This window comes from Pseudomonas sp. KB-10, assembly GCF_018221585.1.
In the GTDB taxonomy this organism is placed as follows: domain Bacteria; phylum Pseudomonadota; class Gammaproteobacteria; order Pseudomonadales; family Pseudomonadaceae; genus Aquipseudomonas; species Aquipseudomonas yangonensis.
Genome location: NZ_QYYB01000004.1, coordinates 221743 through 237798, shown reverse-complemented (window position 1 = coordinate 237798; position 16056 = coordinate 221743). Strand labels below are relative to the sequence as shown.

13 protein-coding genes and 1 pseudogene are annotated in these 16056 nt (G+C 63.0%); 6 read left to right on the top strand and 8 right to left on the bottom strand.

Annotated elements, in window-relative coordinates; all coding sequences use genetic code 11:
* Nucleotides 1–99: 99 nt before the first annotated feature.
* Entirely contained in the window at nt 100–1092 is a 993-nt protein-coding gene (locus tag DXK50_RS12835; RefSeq protein ID WP_161865005.1) for a DUF481 domain-containing protein, read from the bottom strand.
* Nucleotides 1093–1108: 16 nt separating this feature from the next.
* Between DXK50_RS12835 and DXK50_RS12830 the strand changes: the two genes are divergently transcribed.
* Together DXK50_RS12830 and DXK50_RS12825 are read left to right on the top strand one after the other, a co-directional pair.
* The gene (locus tag DXK50_RS12830; protein ID WP_161865004.1) at nt 1109–1483 is read left to right on the top strand and encodes an MGMT family protein; all 375 of its coding nucleotides are present in this window, start codon (nt 1109–1111) and stop codon (nt 1481–1483) included.
* A gap of 39 nt (nt 1484–1522) precedes the next feature.
* Complete coding sequence (locus tag DXK50_RS12825) at nt 1523–3319, top strand: AmpG family muropeptide MFS transporter (protein WP_161865003.1); 1797 nt, start codon at nt 1523–1525, stop codon at nt 3317–3319.
* 55 nt (nt 3320–3374) lie between these two features.
* Here DXK50_RS12825 and DXK50_RS12820 read toward each other — a convergent pair whose 3' ends face one another.
* Nucleotides 3375–4202: a mechanosensitive ion channel family protein gene (locus tag DXK50_RS12820; protein ID WP_161865002.1), complete on the bottom strand. Its 828-nt coding sequence runs from the start codon at nt 4200–4202 to the stop codon at nt 3375–3377.
* Nucleotides 4203–4305: 103 nt separating this feature from the next.
* Nucleotides 4306–4785: a YajQ family cyclic di-GMP-binding protein gene (locus DXK50_RS12815; RefSeq protein WP_003459380.1), complete on the bottom strand. Its 480-nt coding sequence runs from the start codon at nt 4783–4785 to the stop codon at nt 4306–4308.
* Nucleotides 4786–4920: 135 nt separating this feature from the next.
* Between DXK50_RS12815 and DXK50_RS12810 the strand changes: the two are divergent.
* The 4 genes and pseudogenes from DXK50_RS12810 to DXK50_RS12795 form a co-directional block, all read left to right on the top strand.
* Nucleotides 4921–5886, top strand: a pseudogene (locus tag DXK50_RS12810) (GGDEF domain-containing response regulator); the annotation flags it as partial.
* Nucleotides 5883–6794, top strand: coding sequence for a putative 2-dehydropantoate 2-reductase (locus DXK50_RS12805; RefSeq protein ID WP_212630574.1), 912 nt, complete (start codon nt 5883–5885; stop codon nt 6792–6794). The pseudogene DXK50_RS12810 and the gene DXK50_RS12805, both read left to right, overlap by 4 nt.
* A gap of 71 nt (nt 6795–6865) precedes the next feature.
* Nucleotides 6866–8884, top strand: a complete 2019-nt coding sequence (locus DXK50_RS12800; RefSeq protein ID WP_212630573.1) for a HAMP domain-containing sensor histidine kinase — start codon at nt 6866–6868, stop codon at nt 8882–8884.
* A 3-nt stretch (nt 8885–8887) separates the two neighbouring features.
* On the top strand, nt 8888–9463 hold the full coding sequence (locus DXK50_RS12795) for a cob(I)yrinic acid a,c-diamide adenosyltransferase (protein WP_212630572.1): 576 nt from the start codon (nt 8888–8890) through the stop codon (nt 9461–9463).
* A 103-nt stretch (nt 9464–9566) separates the two neighbouring features.
* Here DXK50_RS12795 and DXK50_RS12790 read toward each other — a convergent pair whose 3' ends face one another.
* The 5 genes from DXK50_RS12790 to secA all read right to left on the bottom strand — a co-directional run bounded on the left by DXK50_RS12790 (nt 9567) and on the right by secA (nt 16033).
* Nucleotides 9567–10022, bottom strand: coding sequence for an REP-associated tyrosine transposase (locus tag DXK50_RS12790; protein WP_212630571.1), 456 nt, complete (start codon nt 10020–10022; stop codon nt 9567–9569).
* Between the two features lie 116 nt (nt 10023–10138).
* On the bottom strand, nt 10139–11089 hold the full coding sequence (locus tag DXK50_RS12785) for a Nudix family hydrolase (RefSeq protein ID WP_212630570.1): 951 nt from the start codon (nt 11087–11089) through the stop codon (nt 10139–10141).
* The gene (locus DXK50_RS12780; RefSeq protein ID WP_212630569.1) at nt 11086–11718 is read right to left on the bottom strand and encodes a glutathione S-transferase family protein; all 633 of its coding nucleotides are present in this window, start codon (nt 11716–11718) and stop codon (nt 11086–11088) included. The genes DXK50_RS12785 and DXK50_RS12780 overlap by 4 nt, the downstream gene beginning before the upstream one ends.
* 203 nt (nt 11719–11921) lie before the next feature.
* The gene (gene argJ / locus DXK50_RS12775) at nt 11922–13139 is read right to left on the bottom strand and encodes a bifunctional glutamate N-acetyltransferase/amino-acid acetyltransferase ArgJ (protein ID WP_212630568.1); all 1218 of its coding nucleotides are present in this window, start codon (nt 13137–13139) and stop codon (nt 11922–11924) included.
* A gap of 158 nt (nt 13140–13297) precedes the next feature.
* Nucleotides 13298–16033, bottom strand: a complete 2736-nt coding sequence (secA, locus tag DXK50_RS12770; RefSeq protein WP_212630567.1) for a preprotein translocase subunit SecA — start codon at nt 16031–16033, stop codon at nt 13298–13300.
* Between the last annotated feature and the right edge of the window lie 23 nt (nt 16034–16056).

Genomic DNA, 16056 nt, shown 5'->3' with positions numbered 1-16056 from the left:
CCCGACGTTAGAGCAAGAGCTGACCGGCCGCGCGCAGCGGAGTTCAGCGTTTTCCGCCGAGCGGCACTGTGTGACGCAACTGGAAGAGTGGTTAACGGCTCACCAACCGACGCCGACACCGATCAGATAATGCCGATCGGAAACGGTCTGCCCCTGCCCACGCAACTGGTCCAGTTCATACAGAAGAGAAAGGCGCGCCCACTGATTGAGGCGATAGCGCAAGCCGAATTCACTATCGAGTACGTAGTCGATCTCATCGATGTGCGGAACCTGCAATTCGGCATTGGCGTAGAACTCCAGCCGCGTGCCCCATAACAGACGTTTGTAATCCAGTTCCAACGACGTGGTGTTGAAGGCCAGGTCGGCGACATCCGACTCCAGGCGTACGCGGTTGGACTGCGCAATCAGGTCGAAGCGCCCGAGTTCATCGTTCCAGAAGCGATAGCCGGGGCCGGTGCCAACGATGCGCTGACGGTCGACCGCCTCGAACTCATCCTCGGCCTGCTCCACCCCGACTCGCCAGAACCAGTGCTCGGAGAGAAAGCGATCGAGGTCGTATTCCAGCTCCCAGTTGTCCTCGACCTTTCTCTCGTTCTTGGTTTCACGCTCCAGTTCGCCACTGAGCACATGACGCCAGCGCCCATGTTCGACACGGGTGTCACCCTTGAACTTCCATTCGTCGACATCGTTCTGGTTGCGCTTCATATCCAGCTTGGCGTCGAGATTACCCTCCCAGAGGCGATCTTCCAGCACTGCCCGCGGCGGAACCAGGCGCTTGATCTGCGCCAGCGGCAGGCTGTACTCGCGCTCCCCCTGCACTCTCACCATACCTGCACCGGCTGCGACCAACCTTTCGCTGCGTTCGTTGTCGAAACCGCTGCGCCGCACCAGCAGGGGCTTGTCCGAACTGAGGGTATCGATATCCTTCCAGTCGATCAGCACCTGGCCGGCGTATTGGGTCTTCAGCGCCAGCTTGCCGCCATCGAGCAGGATGATTTCACCGCTAAGGCGATCACCGTTGTTCAGCCAGACGGTATCGGCCCAGAGCGGGGCTGCCAGGGAAAAGAGAAACAAGGCGATCAGTATGCGCATGATGAGGGCAAACCCTATGGGCAAGACGAAACCGCCAGAGTCTGCATGGCCGGCATCGCCACCGGCAAGCGCAGAGGCGCGCCGCGAAGCGCTGTATCTGGTATTGGCGCAGGTGCCGCAAGGCAAGGTCGTCAGCTATGGCGAGCTGGCCCAACTGGCCGGCCTCGGTCGCGCCGCACGCTGGGTCGGCCGCACACTGAGCCAGTTGCCAGACGGCACCACCTTGCCCTGGCATCGCGTGATCGCCGCCGGCGGGCGCCTGAGCCTGGCCGCCGGGAGCCCCTCTGGTAATGAACAACGGGCGCGCTTGCGCGCAGAAGGCATCAGCATCCTGAACGAACGTGTGGATATGCGTCGTCACGGCTGGCGCCCGATGGAGCACAGCAGTTAGAGTGCGCGCTACGAACCACCCTGCCCAGATTCGAGCCTGATGCCACGCAAATCCTGGCGAGAAGCCCTCGCCACCTACGCCAACCCCGCCACACTGGCTCTGCTGCTTCTGGGTTTCGCCGCCGGCCTGCCCTACATGCTGGTGTTCTCGACCCTTTCGGTATGGCTGCGCGAAGCCGGTGTGGCGCGCGAAACCATCGGTTTCGCCAGCCTCATCGGCCTGGCCTACGCCTTCAAGTGGGTATGGGCGCCGATGCTCGACCAGTGGCGTTTGCCGCTTCTGGGCAAGCTCGGCCGGCGCCGCTCCTGGTTGGTGCTGTCGCAAGGTCTGGTGGCCATCGGCCTGATCGGCATGGCCAATTACGACCCGCAAACCCATCTGTCCTCGCTGATCGCGCTCGCCGTACTGGTGGCGTTCGCCTCGGCCACCCAGGACATCGCCGTCGACGCCTACCGCCTGGAAATTCTCGGCGACGAGCATCAGGCCGCGCTGGCCGCCGCCTACATGACCGGCTACCGCGTCGCCGCGCTGCTGGCCACAGCTGGTGCGCTGTACTTCGCCGAAGGCTTCGGCTCGACCGCCAAGGACTACCAGTTCAGCGCCTGGACCGGCACCTATCTGGTCTTCGCCCTGCTCATGTTGCCGGGGCTGCTCACCTCCCTGTGGATGCGTGAACCACCGGCACCGCCACACATTCACGTCGCGCCCCCCAAACATGGTTTCTTCCACCAGCTGCTGGCGATCGCTGCAGTGATCGTGCTGGTGATTTCCGTGCCGACCATGTTCATCCAGTTCTACCAAAGCGACCTGACGGCCATGCTGCTCGGCGATGTCAGCATGCAGGAGCTGCTCTATCACGACCGCGCCTTCCTGCGCGCCATGCTCTACAGCACCCTGGCCTGCGTGTGCGCCTCTGGGCTGTTCTGGGGCGGGCTGGCGCCGGTACTGAAAACCGCCGCGGCGAAGTACGGCTTCTTCCACCAGCTGCTTTCCGTACTGTTGCTGATCATCCTGCTGATCTCCATTCCGGCCATGGTCACCCAGTTCTATGAAAGTGACCTGATGCTGCTGTTCCAGGGCCAGACGACCCTGCAGGATCTGCTGTACTACGACCGCGCCTTCCTGCGCGCGCTGCTCTATACCCTGCTCACCAGCCTGTCGATATCCAGCCTGTTCTGGGGCGGCATGGCCCCGGTGCTGACGCCGATCAACGACTTCATCGTGCGTTATCGCTGGCAGGCGCTGCTCTTGCTGAGTCTGATCGCCACCTATCGCCTGTCCGACACGGTGATGGGCGTGATGGCCAATGTGTTCTACATCGATCAGGGCTTCACCAAGGAGCAGATCGCCAGTGTCAGCAAAGTGTTCGGCCTGGTGATGACATTGCTCGGCGCAGGTGTCGGCGGCCTGTTGATCGTGCGCTTCGGCATCATGCCGATCCTGCTGATCGGCGCCGCGGCATCGGCAGCGACCAACCTGTTGTTCATGATTCTGGTGGGCATGGGGCCGCATCTGAACATGCTGATCGTCACCATCAGTTGCGACAATTTCAGCGCCGGCCTGGCCACGTCGGCGTTCGTCGCCTACCTGTCGAGTCTGACCAACCTGAAGTTCTCCGCCACCCAGTACGCCCTGCTCAGCTCCATCATGCTGTTGCTGCCGCGTCTGATCGGCGGCTATTCCGGGGTGATGGTGGAGCACCTCGGCTACGCCCACTTCTTCCTCGCAACGGCGCTGATGGGCATCCCGACCCTGCTGCTCATCATCATTCAGTGGCGGCGTGACAAGCGCCAGCCCATCGCTGAAGCGGCGCCGCCTGGCGTGGAAAAAGCCTGACCGCCAGACAGAAAAAAGCCCCGGTTCGACCGGGGCTTTCTCGTTACAGAGGCTCTCAATCGGCCTTGGCCAGATGCACCACCCGCTGCGGGAACGGGATGCCGATGCCGGCTTCGGTCAGACGCTCCTTGGCCAGCTCGGTGAAGGCGAAGGTCACCGGCCAGAAGTCGCCAGTCGCCACCCAGACACGCAACGACAAGTTCACTGCGCTGTCACCCAGGCCGGTGACGAACACCACCGGCTCCGGCTCGACATGGACACGCGGATCCTTGGCGATCTCCAGCAGCACTTCACGCGCGCGCTTGATGTCGCTGGAATAATCGATGCCGATGTTGATGTCGGCACGCCGGCGCGACTCACGCGAGAAATTGGTGATATGCCCGTTGGACAGGCTGCCGTTGGGCACGATCACCACTTTGTTGTCCGCCGTCTTCAGCGTGGTGTGGAAGATCTGGATGTTGTCGACGCTGCCGGATACGCCCTGTGCTTCGATCCAGTCGCCGGCACGAAACGGCCGGAACAGCATGATCAGCACCCCGCCGGCGAAATTGGCCAGGCTGCCCTGCAGTGCCAGGCCGATGGCCAGGCCCGCGGCACCGATCATGGCGATGAAGGAGGTGGTTTCCACACCGATCATCGATGCCACGCTGATCAGCAGCAGAATGCGCAACACGATGCTGACCAGGCTGCCGATGAAACTGCTTAGTGCGCGGTCCACCTTGCGCGCCTCGAGCACACGCCCGATGCTCGACGTAAGCTTGCTGATCAACCACCAGCCAATCAGCAGGGTGATTACTGCCAGGGTCAGCTTGCCGCTGTACTCCAGTACCACAGGCAGCCAGGCCTCGGACAGCTTGACCAGTTCGTCGACGTTCATCTCCATAGGGTGCTCCCGTTTTCCCATACATGAAACGAAACCGCCATGGCATGCCATGGCGGTCAAAGTGCTATCAGCCTGAGCTGCGACGCCCCAGCGCCGCAAAGGTTCAATCGCGGAAGTTATTGTACTGCAGCGGCATGCCGAACTCGTGACCACGCAACAAGGCAATCGCCTCCTGCAGGTCATCGCGCTTCTTGCCGGTGACGCGTACCTGCTCACCCTGGATGGCGGCCTGCACCTTGAGCTTGGCGTCCTTGATATGTGCGACGATCTTCTTCGCCAATTCCTTGTCGATGCCTTCGCGGAAGGTGACTTCCTGCTTCATCACCTTGCCCGAGGCGTAAGGTTCCTTGGTTTCCATGCACTGGCAGTCGATCTTGCGCTTGATCAGGCTGCTGCGCACGATGTCGAGCATCTGCTCGAGCATGAACTCGGCTTCGGCAGTCAAGGTCAGCGCCTTGTCCTTGCTCTCGATGCTGCACTTGCCGCGCAGGTCGAAACGGCGGTCGAGTTCCTTGATGGCGTTGTCGACCGCATTGGTCAGTTCGTGTTTATCCAGTTCGGACACGACGTCGAACGAAGGCATGAGAGGGCTCCTGATGGACGGCGCGATCCTCTTCACGGAGTGAACGCGCCTGACTTGACGATAACTTTGGCGGCCCCATTATAACCAGACTGATATACGCCGTTTGGCGTCCTTCCTCTTTGCCTGCGAGCCTGCACCATGCCCAACCCCCATCTCAGCATCCTGGTGGTGGACGACGCCAAGTTTTCCAGCGCCATGATCGGTCGTGCTCTGAGCCAGGCCGGCTACCAGGACGTACGCTTCGCCAGCAGCGCCAGCGAAGCGCTGCAGCTCCTGGAACGGCGCCCGGCCAGCGTGCTGCTGGCCGACTGGCTGATGCCCGAGATAGATGGCCTGGAGCTGACCGCACGGGTGCGCCAGCTGGACGAGACGGCCGATCACTACACCTACATCATCCTGCTGACCGGCAAGGAAGGCGAAAACGTCCTCGGCGAAGCCTTCGACCGCGGCGTCGATGACTTCATCAGCAAGGCGGCGATGAACGAACAGCTGGTGCCACGCGTCTACGCCGCCGACCGGCTGTGCAATACGCTGCAGCGCCTGCTGCACGAGAACCGCATGCTGACGCAGAACATCGCCAGTCTGGAGCGACGCAACCTGGTCGATCCGCTCACCGGCCTGGGCAATCCGCGCTACTTGCGGCAGAAGCTCAACGACAGCCTGCGTCAGATCGAATCGCGCGGTGGTGCCGTCTGCTATCTGTTGATCGGCCTGCAGGATGCCGGGCAGCTGCGCAGCCAGTATGGCGACCGCTTCTTCAACGAGCTGCTGCACGGCGTAGCGCGACGCCTGCAACAACTGGTGCGGCCACTGGACGTGCTGACCCGCCTGGATGACAACCACTTCGGTCTGATCACCCTGCTCGAAGACCTGCACGAATGCTCGCCGAGCAGCTTCAAGCGCCTGCACGAAGGGCTCAACCTCAAAGCCTTCAAAACCAGCGAGGGCTTCATCACCCTCAAGGCCGGTATCAGCCTGGTCGGCCTGGATGCCAAGGCACTGCCTACCGATCCCGAACAACTGATCCAGCACGCGCAAAACCTGCTGCCAGAGTCTTACGCCAGCGGCCGGGTCGCAGCCATGCGCCTGCCCCTGCCGTGACCTGGCACATTCTCGGCGCCGGCAGCCTCGGCAGCCTCTGGGCCAGCCGTCTGGCCCGTGCAGGACTGCCGGTCAGGCTGATCATGCGCAACCGGCAGCGCCTCGAAGCCTATCGCCAGGCTGGCGGCCTGACGCTGATCGAGGCGGGCCAGCCCTTGCAGTACGCCATCCCTGCGGAGCTGCCGCAGTCGCAGACGCCAATTCATCGTCTGTTGCTCGCCTGCAAGGCCTATGACGCGCAAGACGCGGTGGCCAGTATCGCCGAGCGCCTGGCCCCGGGTGCCGAGCTGCTGCTGTTGCAGAATGGCCTGGGTAGCCAGGATGAAGTCGCCCAACGTCTGCCCGGGCAACGCTGCCTGTTCGTCTCCAGCACCGAAGGCGCCTTTCGCCCCGCCGATTTTCAGGTGGTGTTCGCCGGTAACGGCCACAACTGGCTGGGCGACCCGTGCGATCCCCGGCCGCCGCTCTGGCTGGACGAGCTGCAACGCGCCGGCATCGCTCATCAGTGGAGTCCGGACATCCTCGCGCGCCTGTGGCGCAAACTGGCGCTCAACTGCGCGATCAACCCGCTCACCGTACTGCATGACTGTCGCAATGGTGGTCTGGCCGACCACCCGGCCGAAGTCGCCGCCCTGTGTACCGAGCTCGGCGAACTGCTGCAGCGCTGTGGCCAGTCGGTTGCAGCGGACAATCTGCACGAGGAAGTGCAGCGGGTGATTCACGCCACCGCGGCGAACTACTCCTCCATGCATCAGGACGTAGCCCAAGGGCGCCGCACCGAGATCAGCTATCTGCTCGGCTACGCCTGCGCCGCCGCACAGCGCCACCAGTTGCATCTGCCGCACCTGCAAGATCTGCAGCAGCGCCTGCTCGGGCATCTGCAAGCACGCGGCCTGCCCGTGAACTAGCGGGCCAGACCGTGGCAATGACGGTCCTGGCGCGCTAACCTGCCCGCTCCACTCGTCACAGCGATAACCTCATGAGACTGCGCCAGCGCCTCGAAAACCTGCCGGTAGGCCGCAAACTGCTCGCCGCGCTGCTGGTGCTGCTCGCCGCGGTGATGCTGGTAGCCAACCTGGCGTTCATCAGCGCAGCCTACTGGATCACCCAGGAGAGCATGGCGCCACAAGCCCTGCACACTCTCGGCCGGCTCATCGCCAGCCCGACACTGAGCAAGGAGGCCCTGCACTCGTCAGCTTCGGCCGAAGCCCTGCTCAAGCGCCTGGATGATTACGCGCCGCTGCGTGCAGCGATCATCTACGACAGCAACGGCAACAGCCTGGCACAACTGCAGCGCGGGGAGAAACTGCAGCTGCCGCAACAACTCAGTCAGCTGCAGAACTGGCGCGTAACCGCCTTTCGCACCAATCTGCTGGTCGACCTGCCGCACCCCAGCGGTCGCCCCGGGGCTTTGCTGCTGGTCGCCTCCAGTGAACTGCCCAGCGTCTTCTATACCGGCACCCTGACCGCCAGCCTGGTGATCCTGGCCTTCAGCGTGCTGCTCTGGCTGCTGGTGGCCAAACAGATCAAACGCCTGGTGACCAAACCCATCCGCCGCCTGGAAGAGCTGTCACGCCAGGTCACTCGCGAAGAGAACTATGCGCTGCGCGCCAACCGCGGCCATCAGGACGAAATCGGCAGCCTGGCCGACGCCTTCAATACCATGCTGATGCGCATGGAGGCGCGTGAGCAGCAGCTCAAGCGCGCACGTGACGACGCTCAGCAGGCCTTCGACCAGGCCCAGAGTCTGGCCGAGGAAACCCGCCATTCCAACCGCAAGCTCGAGCTGGAAGTGCAGGTACGCAGCAAGATCGAGAAGAAACTCACCGGCTTTCAGAACTACCTCAACAGCATCATCGACTCCATGCCGTCAGCACTGATCGCCCTCGATGAGCAGCTCTACGTAACGCAGTGGAATCAGGAGGCCAGCGTGTTATCCGGTACGCGTCTGGAAGAGGCGCTCAACCAGCCGGTCTTCCTCGCATTTCCACCGCTCAAGCCGTTTCTCTCACAGCTCAAGCGCACCGCCGAACAGCACAGAGTGGAAAAGATCGAGCGCGTCACCTGGCACAAGGACGAGGAGCCCCACCATTACGCCCTGACCTTCTACCCACTGATGGGCAGCGCCGGGCGCGGCGTGGTCATCCGCATCGACGACATCACCCAGCGCCTGGCCCTCGAAGAGATGATGGTGCAATCGGAGAAGATGCTTTCGGTGGGCGGCCTGGCAGCGGGCATGGCACACGAGATCAACAACCCGCTCGGCGCCATCCTGCACAACGTGCAGAACATCCGCCGGCGCCTGTCGCCGGACCTGGAAAAGAACCTCGAGCAGGCCGAGCAGGCCGGCGTCAGTCTGCCTGCCATCCAGCACTACATGGAGGCACGCGAAATACCGCGCCTGCTCGATGGCATCCAGCACGCCGGCCAGCGCGCCGCCAAGATCGTCAGCCACATGCTCAGCTTCAGCCGGCGCAGCGACCGCCAGCTCTCGCCCTGCGACCTGCCGGCACTGATCGACCAGGCGCTGGAGATCGCCGGCAATGACTTCGACCTGGCCGACAGTTTCGATTTCAGGACGCTGGAGATCGTGCGTCAGTTCGACCCGCTGCTAGGGCCGGTAGCCGGTACCGCCAACGAACTGGAACAGGTGCTGCTCAATCTGCTGAAAAACGCCGCCCAGGCCATCCACCAGCGCGACGACGATGCCGAACCGGGCCGGATCATCCTGCGCACCCGGCAAGCCGGCAACTGGGCGGAAGTGCAGGTAGAAGACAACGGCACTGGCATGAGCGAGGCGGTACGCAAGCGCATCTTCGAGCCCTTCTTCACCACCAAGGAAGTCGGCCAGGGCACCGGACTCGGCCTGGCGGTCTCCTATTTCATCGTCACCAACAACCACAAGGGGCAGATGGAGGTGCACTCCACACCGGGCCAGGGCACCTGTTTCACCCTGCGCCTGCCGCTGGCCTCGCTGCCCGAAAACACAGGACTCTGAGCCATGGGCTTTCGCCTTTCGAAAATCTACACCCGCACCGGCGACAAGGGTGAAACCGGCCTGGCCGACGGCCGCCGAGTCGGCAAGGACCACCCGCGCATCGAAGCCATCGGCGAGCTGGATACGCTCAACAGCCAGCTCGGCCTGCTGCTCGCCGACCTGGACGAGGCCGCCGCGACCTGTCCGGGCCTCAAGGAGATCAGCGAGGTGCTGAGCCCCTGCCAGCACCGCCTGTTCGATCTTGGCGGCGAGCTGGCAATGCCCGAGTATCAGGCGCTGCAATCGATGGAAATCGAACGTCTGGAGGCCGTTATCGACCGCTGGAACGACGAGGTCGGACCGCTGGAGAACTTCATCCTGCCTGGCGGCTCGAGACTGATCGCCCAGGCCCATGTCTGTCGCAGCTTCGCCCGCAGCGCCGAGCGCCGTTGCCAGCACCTCAACGCCGTCGAGCCGCTACGCGCCGAGGGCCTGGCTTACGTCAACCGTCTTTCCGACCTGCTGTTCGTCGCCGCGCGCCTGATTGCCAGACGCCAGGGCGTGGCCGAAGTGCTGTGGAAGGCTGCGGACAGGCCCTAGGGATGGCCCGATAGGCCTGAAACCTCAAATATGGAGGGGGGTAGGAGCGAGCTCTGCTCGCGAAGCTCTTAGACTCGCCGACGTTCGCGAGCAGAGCTCGCTCCTACAGGAATACGGCGTCCCACAAGGGATAATTGGCGAGCTGCTTGACCAAGCCGGCACGTAAAGGGTTGGCGACGATATACCGAGCGATGTCACGTACATCATCCTCCCGGCGTAAAGCCCGGTCATGGTAGCCGGATTGCCAGATCCTGCCGCCTCGTTGTAAGCGTTGGTTGATTGCCTTGGCACTGCGCGACTTGACCTGCTGCAACAGCCTCTCCAAGTCGCACTGCCCCAGTTGAAGCAACCAGTGAAAGTGATCCGGCATTACAACCCAGCACAACGAGATGGCGAGGCCTTGTTTTTCAGCGAGACGTAATTCGTCGATCAGAAGCCGTCCCACAAAAAAATCGTGAAACCAAGGTTGTCGACAGTGGGTAACGGCTGTAATCGAATAGATGCGGCCAGGCTCGGAAAATCGACCGCTTCGCAGATGAGATGCATGGTAATGGGGCATTCCTTGCCTCCAGCTTGTCCAATACCTCAGATATAGACGGTAGGAGCGAGGGGGGCCTAGTTCTCTGCTCGCGAAGCTTCCTGGACATCGCCGATGTTCGCGAGCAAAGCTCGCGCCTACAGGGCGCTAGAAGGCCAGAACGCGCGGATACCGGCGACGCCCTGGGCGCCAACCTGCCAGGCACGTTCGATATCGGCCGGGCCGACGCCGCCCAGCAGATAGGCCGGCAGGTTGAAATGGCCCAGCATCTCGCTTGCAGCCTCCCAGCCCAGCGGCTGAGCCTCGGGATGCGTTGCGGTCGCCTGAACCGGCGACAGGGTGACGAAGTCCACGCCCATCTGCGCCGCCAGTGCCAGCTCGTCGGCGCTGTGGCACGACGCCGCCAGCCAGCGTTGCTGCGGGAACGGCCGACCGCCAGCGGCGTACTTGCGCAGTTGCTCAGCGGTCAGGTGCCAGCCGGCCGCAGGAAAGTCTCCCAGCCACTCCAGCGGGCCCTTGAGCATCAGCTGGGCCTTGCCGGCACACAGGCCCTGCACGTCGACGGCCAGGTCGCGGTACTGCGGGTCGAACATGTTCGGCGCGCGCAACTGAATCAACCGTACCCCCTGCGCCAGTGCACTGCGGATACCGGCGAGCAGTTCACCAGGCTCCAGGTCATCCGGAGTGATCAGGTAGCGATCCGGCAGACGCGCGGCGGCGACTATGGGTTTGTTGGCGGCGGGAAATTCATACTCCAGCAACTGCCGCTCGCTGGCCCAGGCCAGCGGCTGGCCCTCCGCGCCATGGGGCTCGCCGCTGAAGGCCGAGACTTCCCAGACGTCCAGGAGTACCTGCTTGTCCGGGTAGTCGTGGCGAATCTGGATCAGCGGGCGCGCCGCCTGCGGACGAATGCCCAGCTCCTCTTCAAGCTCTCGATCGAGGGCGACACGCACTGCCTCGCCCTCCTCCACCTTGCCGCCGGGAAACTCCCACAGACCGCCCTGGTGCTTATCCTCGGGCCGCCTGGCGATGAGGATGCGTCCATCGACACCCCGAATCACCGCTGCGGCGACATGAACACGCTTCACCCCTTTACCTCCTGCAATGCCGCCTGATACCAGCGCTGGAACGCCGGCCAGCGATAAATGGTTTCGACATAGGCTGCTGCCGCAGTCGGTAGCACTACGCGATAGCTGCGCAGGCGCGCGGCGACCGGTGCGTAGAAGGCATCGGCGATGCTGGCCCGGCCGAACAGGTAGTTGCCGGCACTGGCGTATCGCTCGCGGCAGCCGGCCCAGATCGCGCAGATGCGGTCGATATCGGCCTGCGCCGCCTCAGGCAGCTCGGCAAGAGCCTTGTCCCGTGCCAGGTCCATGGGCAGATGGCTGCGCAGCGCCGTGAAGCCGCTGTGCATTTCCGCACAGATACTGCGTGCCAGCGCGCGGGCCTGAGGCTCCTGCGGCCACAGCTGCGCCTCGGGATAACATTCGGCCAGGTACTCGGCAATGGCCAGGGAATCCCACACCGCGCCCTGCTCGGTCAGCAGAACCGGCACCTTGCCGGTAGGCGAATAGCGCAACAGTTGTGCGCGGCTATCCGGCTGAAACAAACGCACGCGCAGCTCTTCGCAATCGGCACCAGCCAGATCGACCGCCAGCGCCGCGCGCAAAGACCAGGAGGAATAGTTCTTGTCGCCAATCACCAGTTGCAGTGCCATCTTGCGTCTCCTCGCCTGGGTTCCTGAAATGCCCATAAGTCATTCGACGTTAAAAGTCCGCACCCCGAATAGCAAATTCCCGCGCGTCATGCGGGCATGAGGCGCGGGAATGAGAAAAGCAGCTACAGGCTAAAGGCTAAAGGCTAAAGGCTAAAGGCTAAAGGCTCTTAGCCTGAGGCCTGCAGCTTGCCGCCTGTAGCCGCTTATGTCCGATATTCGGCGTTGATCTTGACGTATTCGTGGGACAGGTCGGTGGTCCAGATGGTCTCGCTGCAGGTGCCGCGACCCAGTTCGATGCGAATGGTGATTTCCTCACGCGCCATCACCGCTGCACCCTGCTCTTCGGTGTAGGTGGCGGCACGGCAACCCTTGCTGGCGATGCAGACCTCGCCGAGGAACACGTCGATCTTGCTCACGTCCAGCTGCGGCACGCCGGCATAGCCGACAGCAGCCAGGATGCGCCCCCAGTTGGGGTCGGAGGCGAACAGCGCGGTCTTGATCAGCGGCGAGTGGGCCACGGCATAGGCCACGTCCAGGCACTCCTGATGGGTGCCGCCGCCGTTGACCTGGACGGTGACGAACTTGGTCGCACCTTCGCCGTCACGCACGATGGCCTGCGCCACTTCCATGAATACGTCGAACACCGCCTGCTTGAGCTTGGTGAACAGCTCACCGGAAGCCTCGCTGATCTCGAGCAGAGCGGCCTGGCCGGTGGCGATCAGCATGCAGCAGTCGTTGGTGGAGGTGTCGCCGTCGATGGTGATGCGGTTGAACGACTTGTTCGCCGCGTCGCGCACCAGATCCTGCAGCACGCCCTGGGCGACCTTGGCGTCGGTGGCGATGTAGCCAAGCATGGTAGCCATGTTCGGGCGAATCATGCCGGCGCCCTTGGAGATGCCGGTAACGGTGATGGTCACGCCATCGTGCTGGAACTGGCGGCTGGCCCCCTTGGGCAGGGTGTCGGTGGTCATGATGCCGGTGGCAGCAGCTTCCCAGTTGTCGGTCTTGAGATCATCCAGCGCGGCCTGCAACGCGGATTCGATCTTCTCCACCGGCAGCGGCTCGCCGATCACGCCGGTGGAGAATGGCAGCACGGCGCTTTCGGCAACGCCGGTCAGCTCGGCCAGACGCGCACAGGCGCGGCGCGCGCGAGCCAGGCCATCGGCACCGGTACCGGCATTGGCATTACCGGTATTGGTCAGCAGGTAACGCACCTCGCCACCCAGGCGCTCACGGGTGATCAACACCGGCGCGGCGCAGAAGGCGTTGGTGGTGGTCACCCCGGCGATGCGCGAGCCTTCAGCGCAACGCATCACCACCACATCCTTGCGCCCGGGGCGCTTGATGCCGGCCGAGGCGATGCCCAGCTCGAAACCAGGAACCGGGTGCAGGGTAGACAGCGGGCCAAGACCAACAGCCATAAGGTGAGCTCCTTGTAAGACGTTGCCGACCGCCAGGCGGTCTGAGAGATGGTAAAACGCCGCGAGCGGCACAGCCGTCGCGGCGTCAACGAGGGCGCAGGCAGCATAGCCGAAGCCCTCCTTACTGCAAGCGCCCTAGCAGCGCTCAACTGCCATGATCAGCCGATCTGACCGTGGCAATGCTTGTATTTCTTGCCCGAACCACAAGGGCATGGCTCGTTGCGCCCCACCTTCGGCTCGCTGCGCACCGGCGCCGCGGCCACCGCAACGTCGCCTTCTTCGCTGCTGCTCTGCTCGGCCTCCAGCGCCGAGGCATCGGCGTGCTGGAACTGCATGCGCTCGGCCAGGGCTTCGGCTTCGCGACGCAGGCGGGCTTCCTCTTCGGCCGGATCTTCGCGACGCACCTGAACATGGCTGAGTACACGGATGGTGTCGCGTTTGATCGACTCCAGCAGTTCCTGGAACAGGGCGAAGGACTCGCGCTTGTACTCCTGCTTGGGATTCTTCTGCGCGTAACCACGCAAGTGGATACCGTGACGCAGATGATCCATGGTCGACAGGTGGTCTTTCCACAGATCGTCCAGCACGCGCAGCAGAATCTGCTTCTCGAAGGTGCGCAGGGCCTCGGCGCTGGCCTGGGTTTCCTTCTCGTTGTAGGCCGCCAGCAGCTCGGCAAGGATGCGTTCGCGCAGGGTTTCCTCGTACAGCTTGTCGTCTTCGTCCAGCCACTGCTGGATCGGCAACCTGAGGCCGAAATCGCTCTGCAGGGTGGACTCCAGACCGACGACGTCCCACTGTTCCGGCATCGACTGCGGCGGAATGTGGTTGTTGACGGCGGCGGTCAGCACTTCCTCGCGGAACTCGGCGATGGTGTCGCCAACGTTCTCGGCAGCCAGCAGGCTGTTGCGCATGTGGTAGATCACCTTGCGCTGCTCGTTGGCCACGTCGTCGAATTCGAGCAATTGCTTGCGCATGTCGAAGTTGCGGCCTTCGACCTTGCGCTGGGCTTTCTCGATGGCATTGGTGACCATGCGGTGCTCGATGGCCTCGCCGGACTGCATGCCCAGAGCCTTCATGAAGTTCTTCACCCGATCCGAGGCGAAGATGCGCATCAGGTTGTCTTCCAGCGACAGGTAGAAGCGACTGGAACCCGGATCACCCTGACGGCCGGCACGGCCACGCAGCTGGTTGTCGATACGGCGCGATTCGTGACGCTCGGAGGCGATCACGTGCAGGCCGCCGGCTTCGATAACCTGCTGGTGACGCTTCTGCCACTCAGCCTTGATCTGCGCGATCTGCTCGTCAGTCGGGTTTTCCAGCGCGGCAACTTCCACTTCCCAGTTGCCACCGAGGAGGATGTCGGTACCACGACCGGCCATGTTGGTGGCGATGGTCAGCGCCCCCGGACGACCGGCCTGGGCAATGATCTCGGCTTCCTTGTCGTGGAACTTGGCGTTGAGCACCTTGTGCTCGATACCTTCCTTGTTCAGCAACTGGCTGACGTACTCGGAGGTTTCGATGGTGGCGGTACCGACCAGAATCGGCCGGCCCTGGGCCTGGCATTCCTTGATATCGGCGATGATCGCCTGGTACTTCTCTTCCTGGGTCAGATAGACCAGGTCGTTGAAGTCCTTACGCGCGATCGGCTTGTTGGTCGGAATCACCATCACGTCCAGACCGTAGATCTGGCGGAACTCGAAGGCCTCGGTGTCGGCGGTACCGGTCATGCCGGAAAGCTTGTTGTACAGGCGGAAGTAGTTCTGGAAGGTGGTCGAGGCCAGCGTCTGGCTCTCGGCCTGGATGTTCACCCCTTCCTTGGCCTCGATGGCCTGGTGCAGGCCTTCGGACAGGCGACGGCCCGGCATGGTACGCCCGGTGTGTTCGTCGATCAGGATCACCTGGCCGTTCTGCACGATGTATTCGACATTGCGATTGAACAGCTTGTGCGCACGCAGGCCGGCATACACGTGGGTGAGCAGGCCAAGGTTGTGCGCCGAGTAGAGGCTCTCGCCCTCGGCCAGCAGGCCGGCGGCGGTGAGCATCTCCTCGACGTACTGATGGCCGGCTTCGTTGAGCTCGACCTGACGCGTCTTCTCGTCGACCTTGTAGTGACCTTCCTGAGTCACCACGCCTTCCTCTTCCTCGATGTGCTGCTTGAGGCGCGGGATCAGCTTGTTGATTTCGATGTACAGCTTGGAGCTGTCTTCGGCCTGACCGGAAATGATCAGCGGAGTACGGGCTTCGTCGATGAGGATGGAGTCGACTTCGTCGATCACGGCGAAATTCAGCTCGCGCTGGAACTTGTCTTCCAGGCTGAACGCCATGTTGTCGCGCAGGTAGTCGAAACCGAACTCGTTGTTGGTGCCGTAGGTGATGTCGGCGGCGTAGGCGGCGCGCTTCTCTTCCGGCGGCTGGAAGGGGGTGACGATGCCGACCGACAGGCCGAGAAATTCGTACAGCGGACGCATCCAGTTGGCATCGCGGCGCGCCAGGTATTCGTTGACGGTGACCACGTGCACGCCCTTGCCGGACAGTGCATTGAGGTAGACCGCCAGGGTCCCTACGAGGGTCTTGCCCTCACCGGTACGCATCTCGGCGATCTTGCCTTCGTGCAGGGTCATGCCACCGATCAGCTGCACATCGAAGTGGCGCATGCCCATCACCCGCTTGCCGGCCTCACGGGCCACGGCGAAGGCTTCGGGGAGCAGCTTGTCGAGGGTTTCGCCCTTGGCCAGACGGCCCTTGAACTCTTCGGTCTTGCCACGCAGCTGCTCGTCCGAGAGGGCGATCATCTGCTCTTCGAGGACGTTGACGGACTGCACCGCCTTGAGCATGCGTTTGACTTCACGCTCATTCTTGCTTCCGAAAAGTTTTTTAAACAGAGGCGCAAACATATCGACAAGGTCTTCCGGCGAAT

Bases quoted from the DNA above. Each gene is read 5' to 3' on its own strand.
- DXK50_RS12815 (WP_003459380.1), bottom strand. From the start codon at position 4,785: ATGCCTTCGTTCGACGTCGTGTCCGAACTGGATAAACACGAACTGACC.
- DXK50_RS12790 (WP_212630571.1), bottom strand. From the start codon at position 10,022: ATGCCCCATTACCATGCATCTCATCTGCGAAGCGGTCGATTTTCCGAG.
- secA (WP_212630567.1), bottom strand. From the start codon at position 16,033: ATGTTTGCGCCTCTGTTTAAAAAACTTTTCGGAAGCAAGAATGAGCGT.
- DXK50_RS12780 (WP_212630569.1), bottom strand. From the start codon at position 11,718: ATGGCACTGCAACTGGTGATTGGCGACAAGAACTATTCCTCCTGGTCT.
- DXK50_RS12820 (WP_161865002.1), bottom strand. From the start codon at position 4,202: ATGGAGATGAACGTCGACGAACTGGTCAAGCTGTCCGAGGCCTGGCTG.
- DXK50_RS12795 (WP_212630572.1), top strand. From the start codon at position 8,888: ATGGGCTTTCGCCTTTCGAAAATCTACACCCGCACCGGCGACAAGGGT.
- argJ (WP_212630568.1), bottom strand. From the start codon at position 13,139: ATGGCTGTTGGTCTTGGCCCGCTGTCTACCCTGCACCCGGTTCCTGGT.
- DXK50_RS12800 (WP_212630573.1), top strand. From the start codon at position 6,866: ATGAGACTGCGCCAGCGCCTCGAAAACCTGCCGGTAGGCCGCAAACTG.
- DXK50_RS12825 (WP_161865003.1), top strand. From the start codon at position 1,523: ATGCCACGCAAATCCTGGCGAGAAGCCCTCGCCACCTACGCCAACCCC.
- DXK50_RS12830 (WP_161865004.1), top strand. From the start codon at position 1,109: ATGGGCAAGACGAAACCGCCAGAGTCTGCATGGCCGGCATCGCCACCG.
- DXK50_RS12835 (WP_161865005.1), bottom strand. From the start codon at position 1,092: ATGCGCATACTGATCGCCTTGTTTCTCTTTTCCCTGGCAGCCCCGCTC.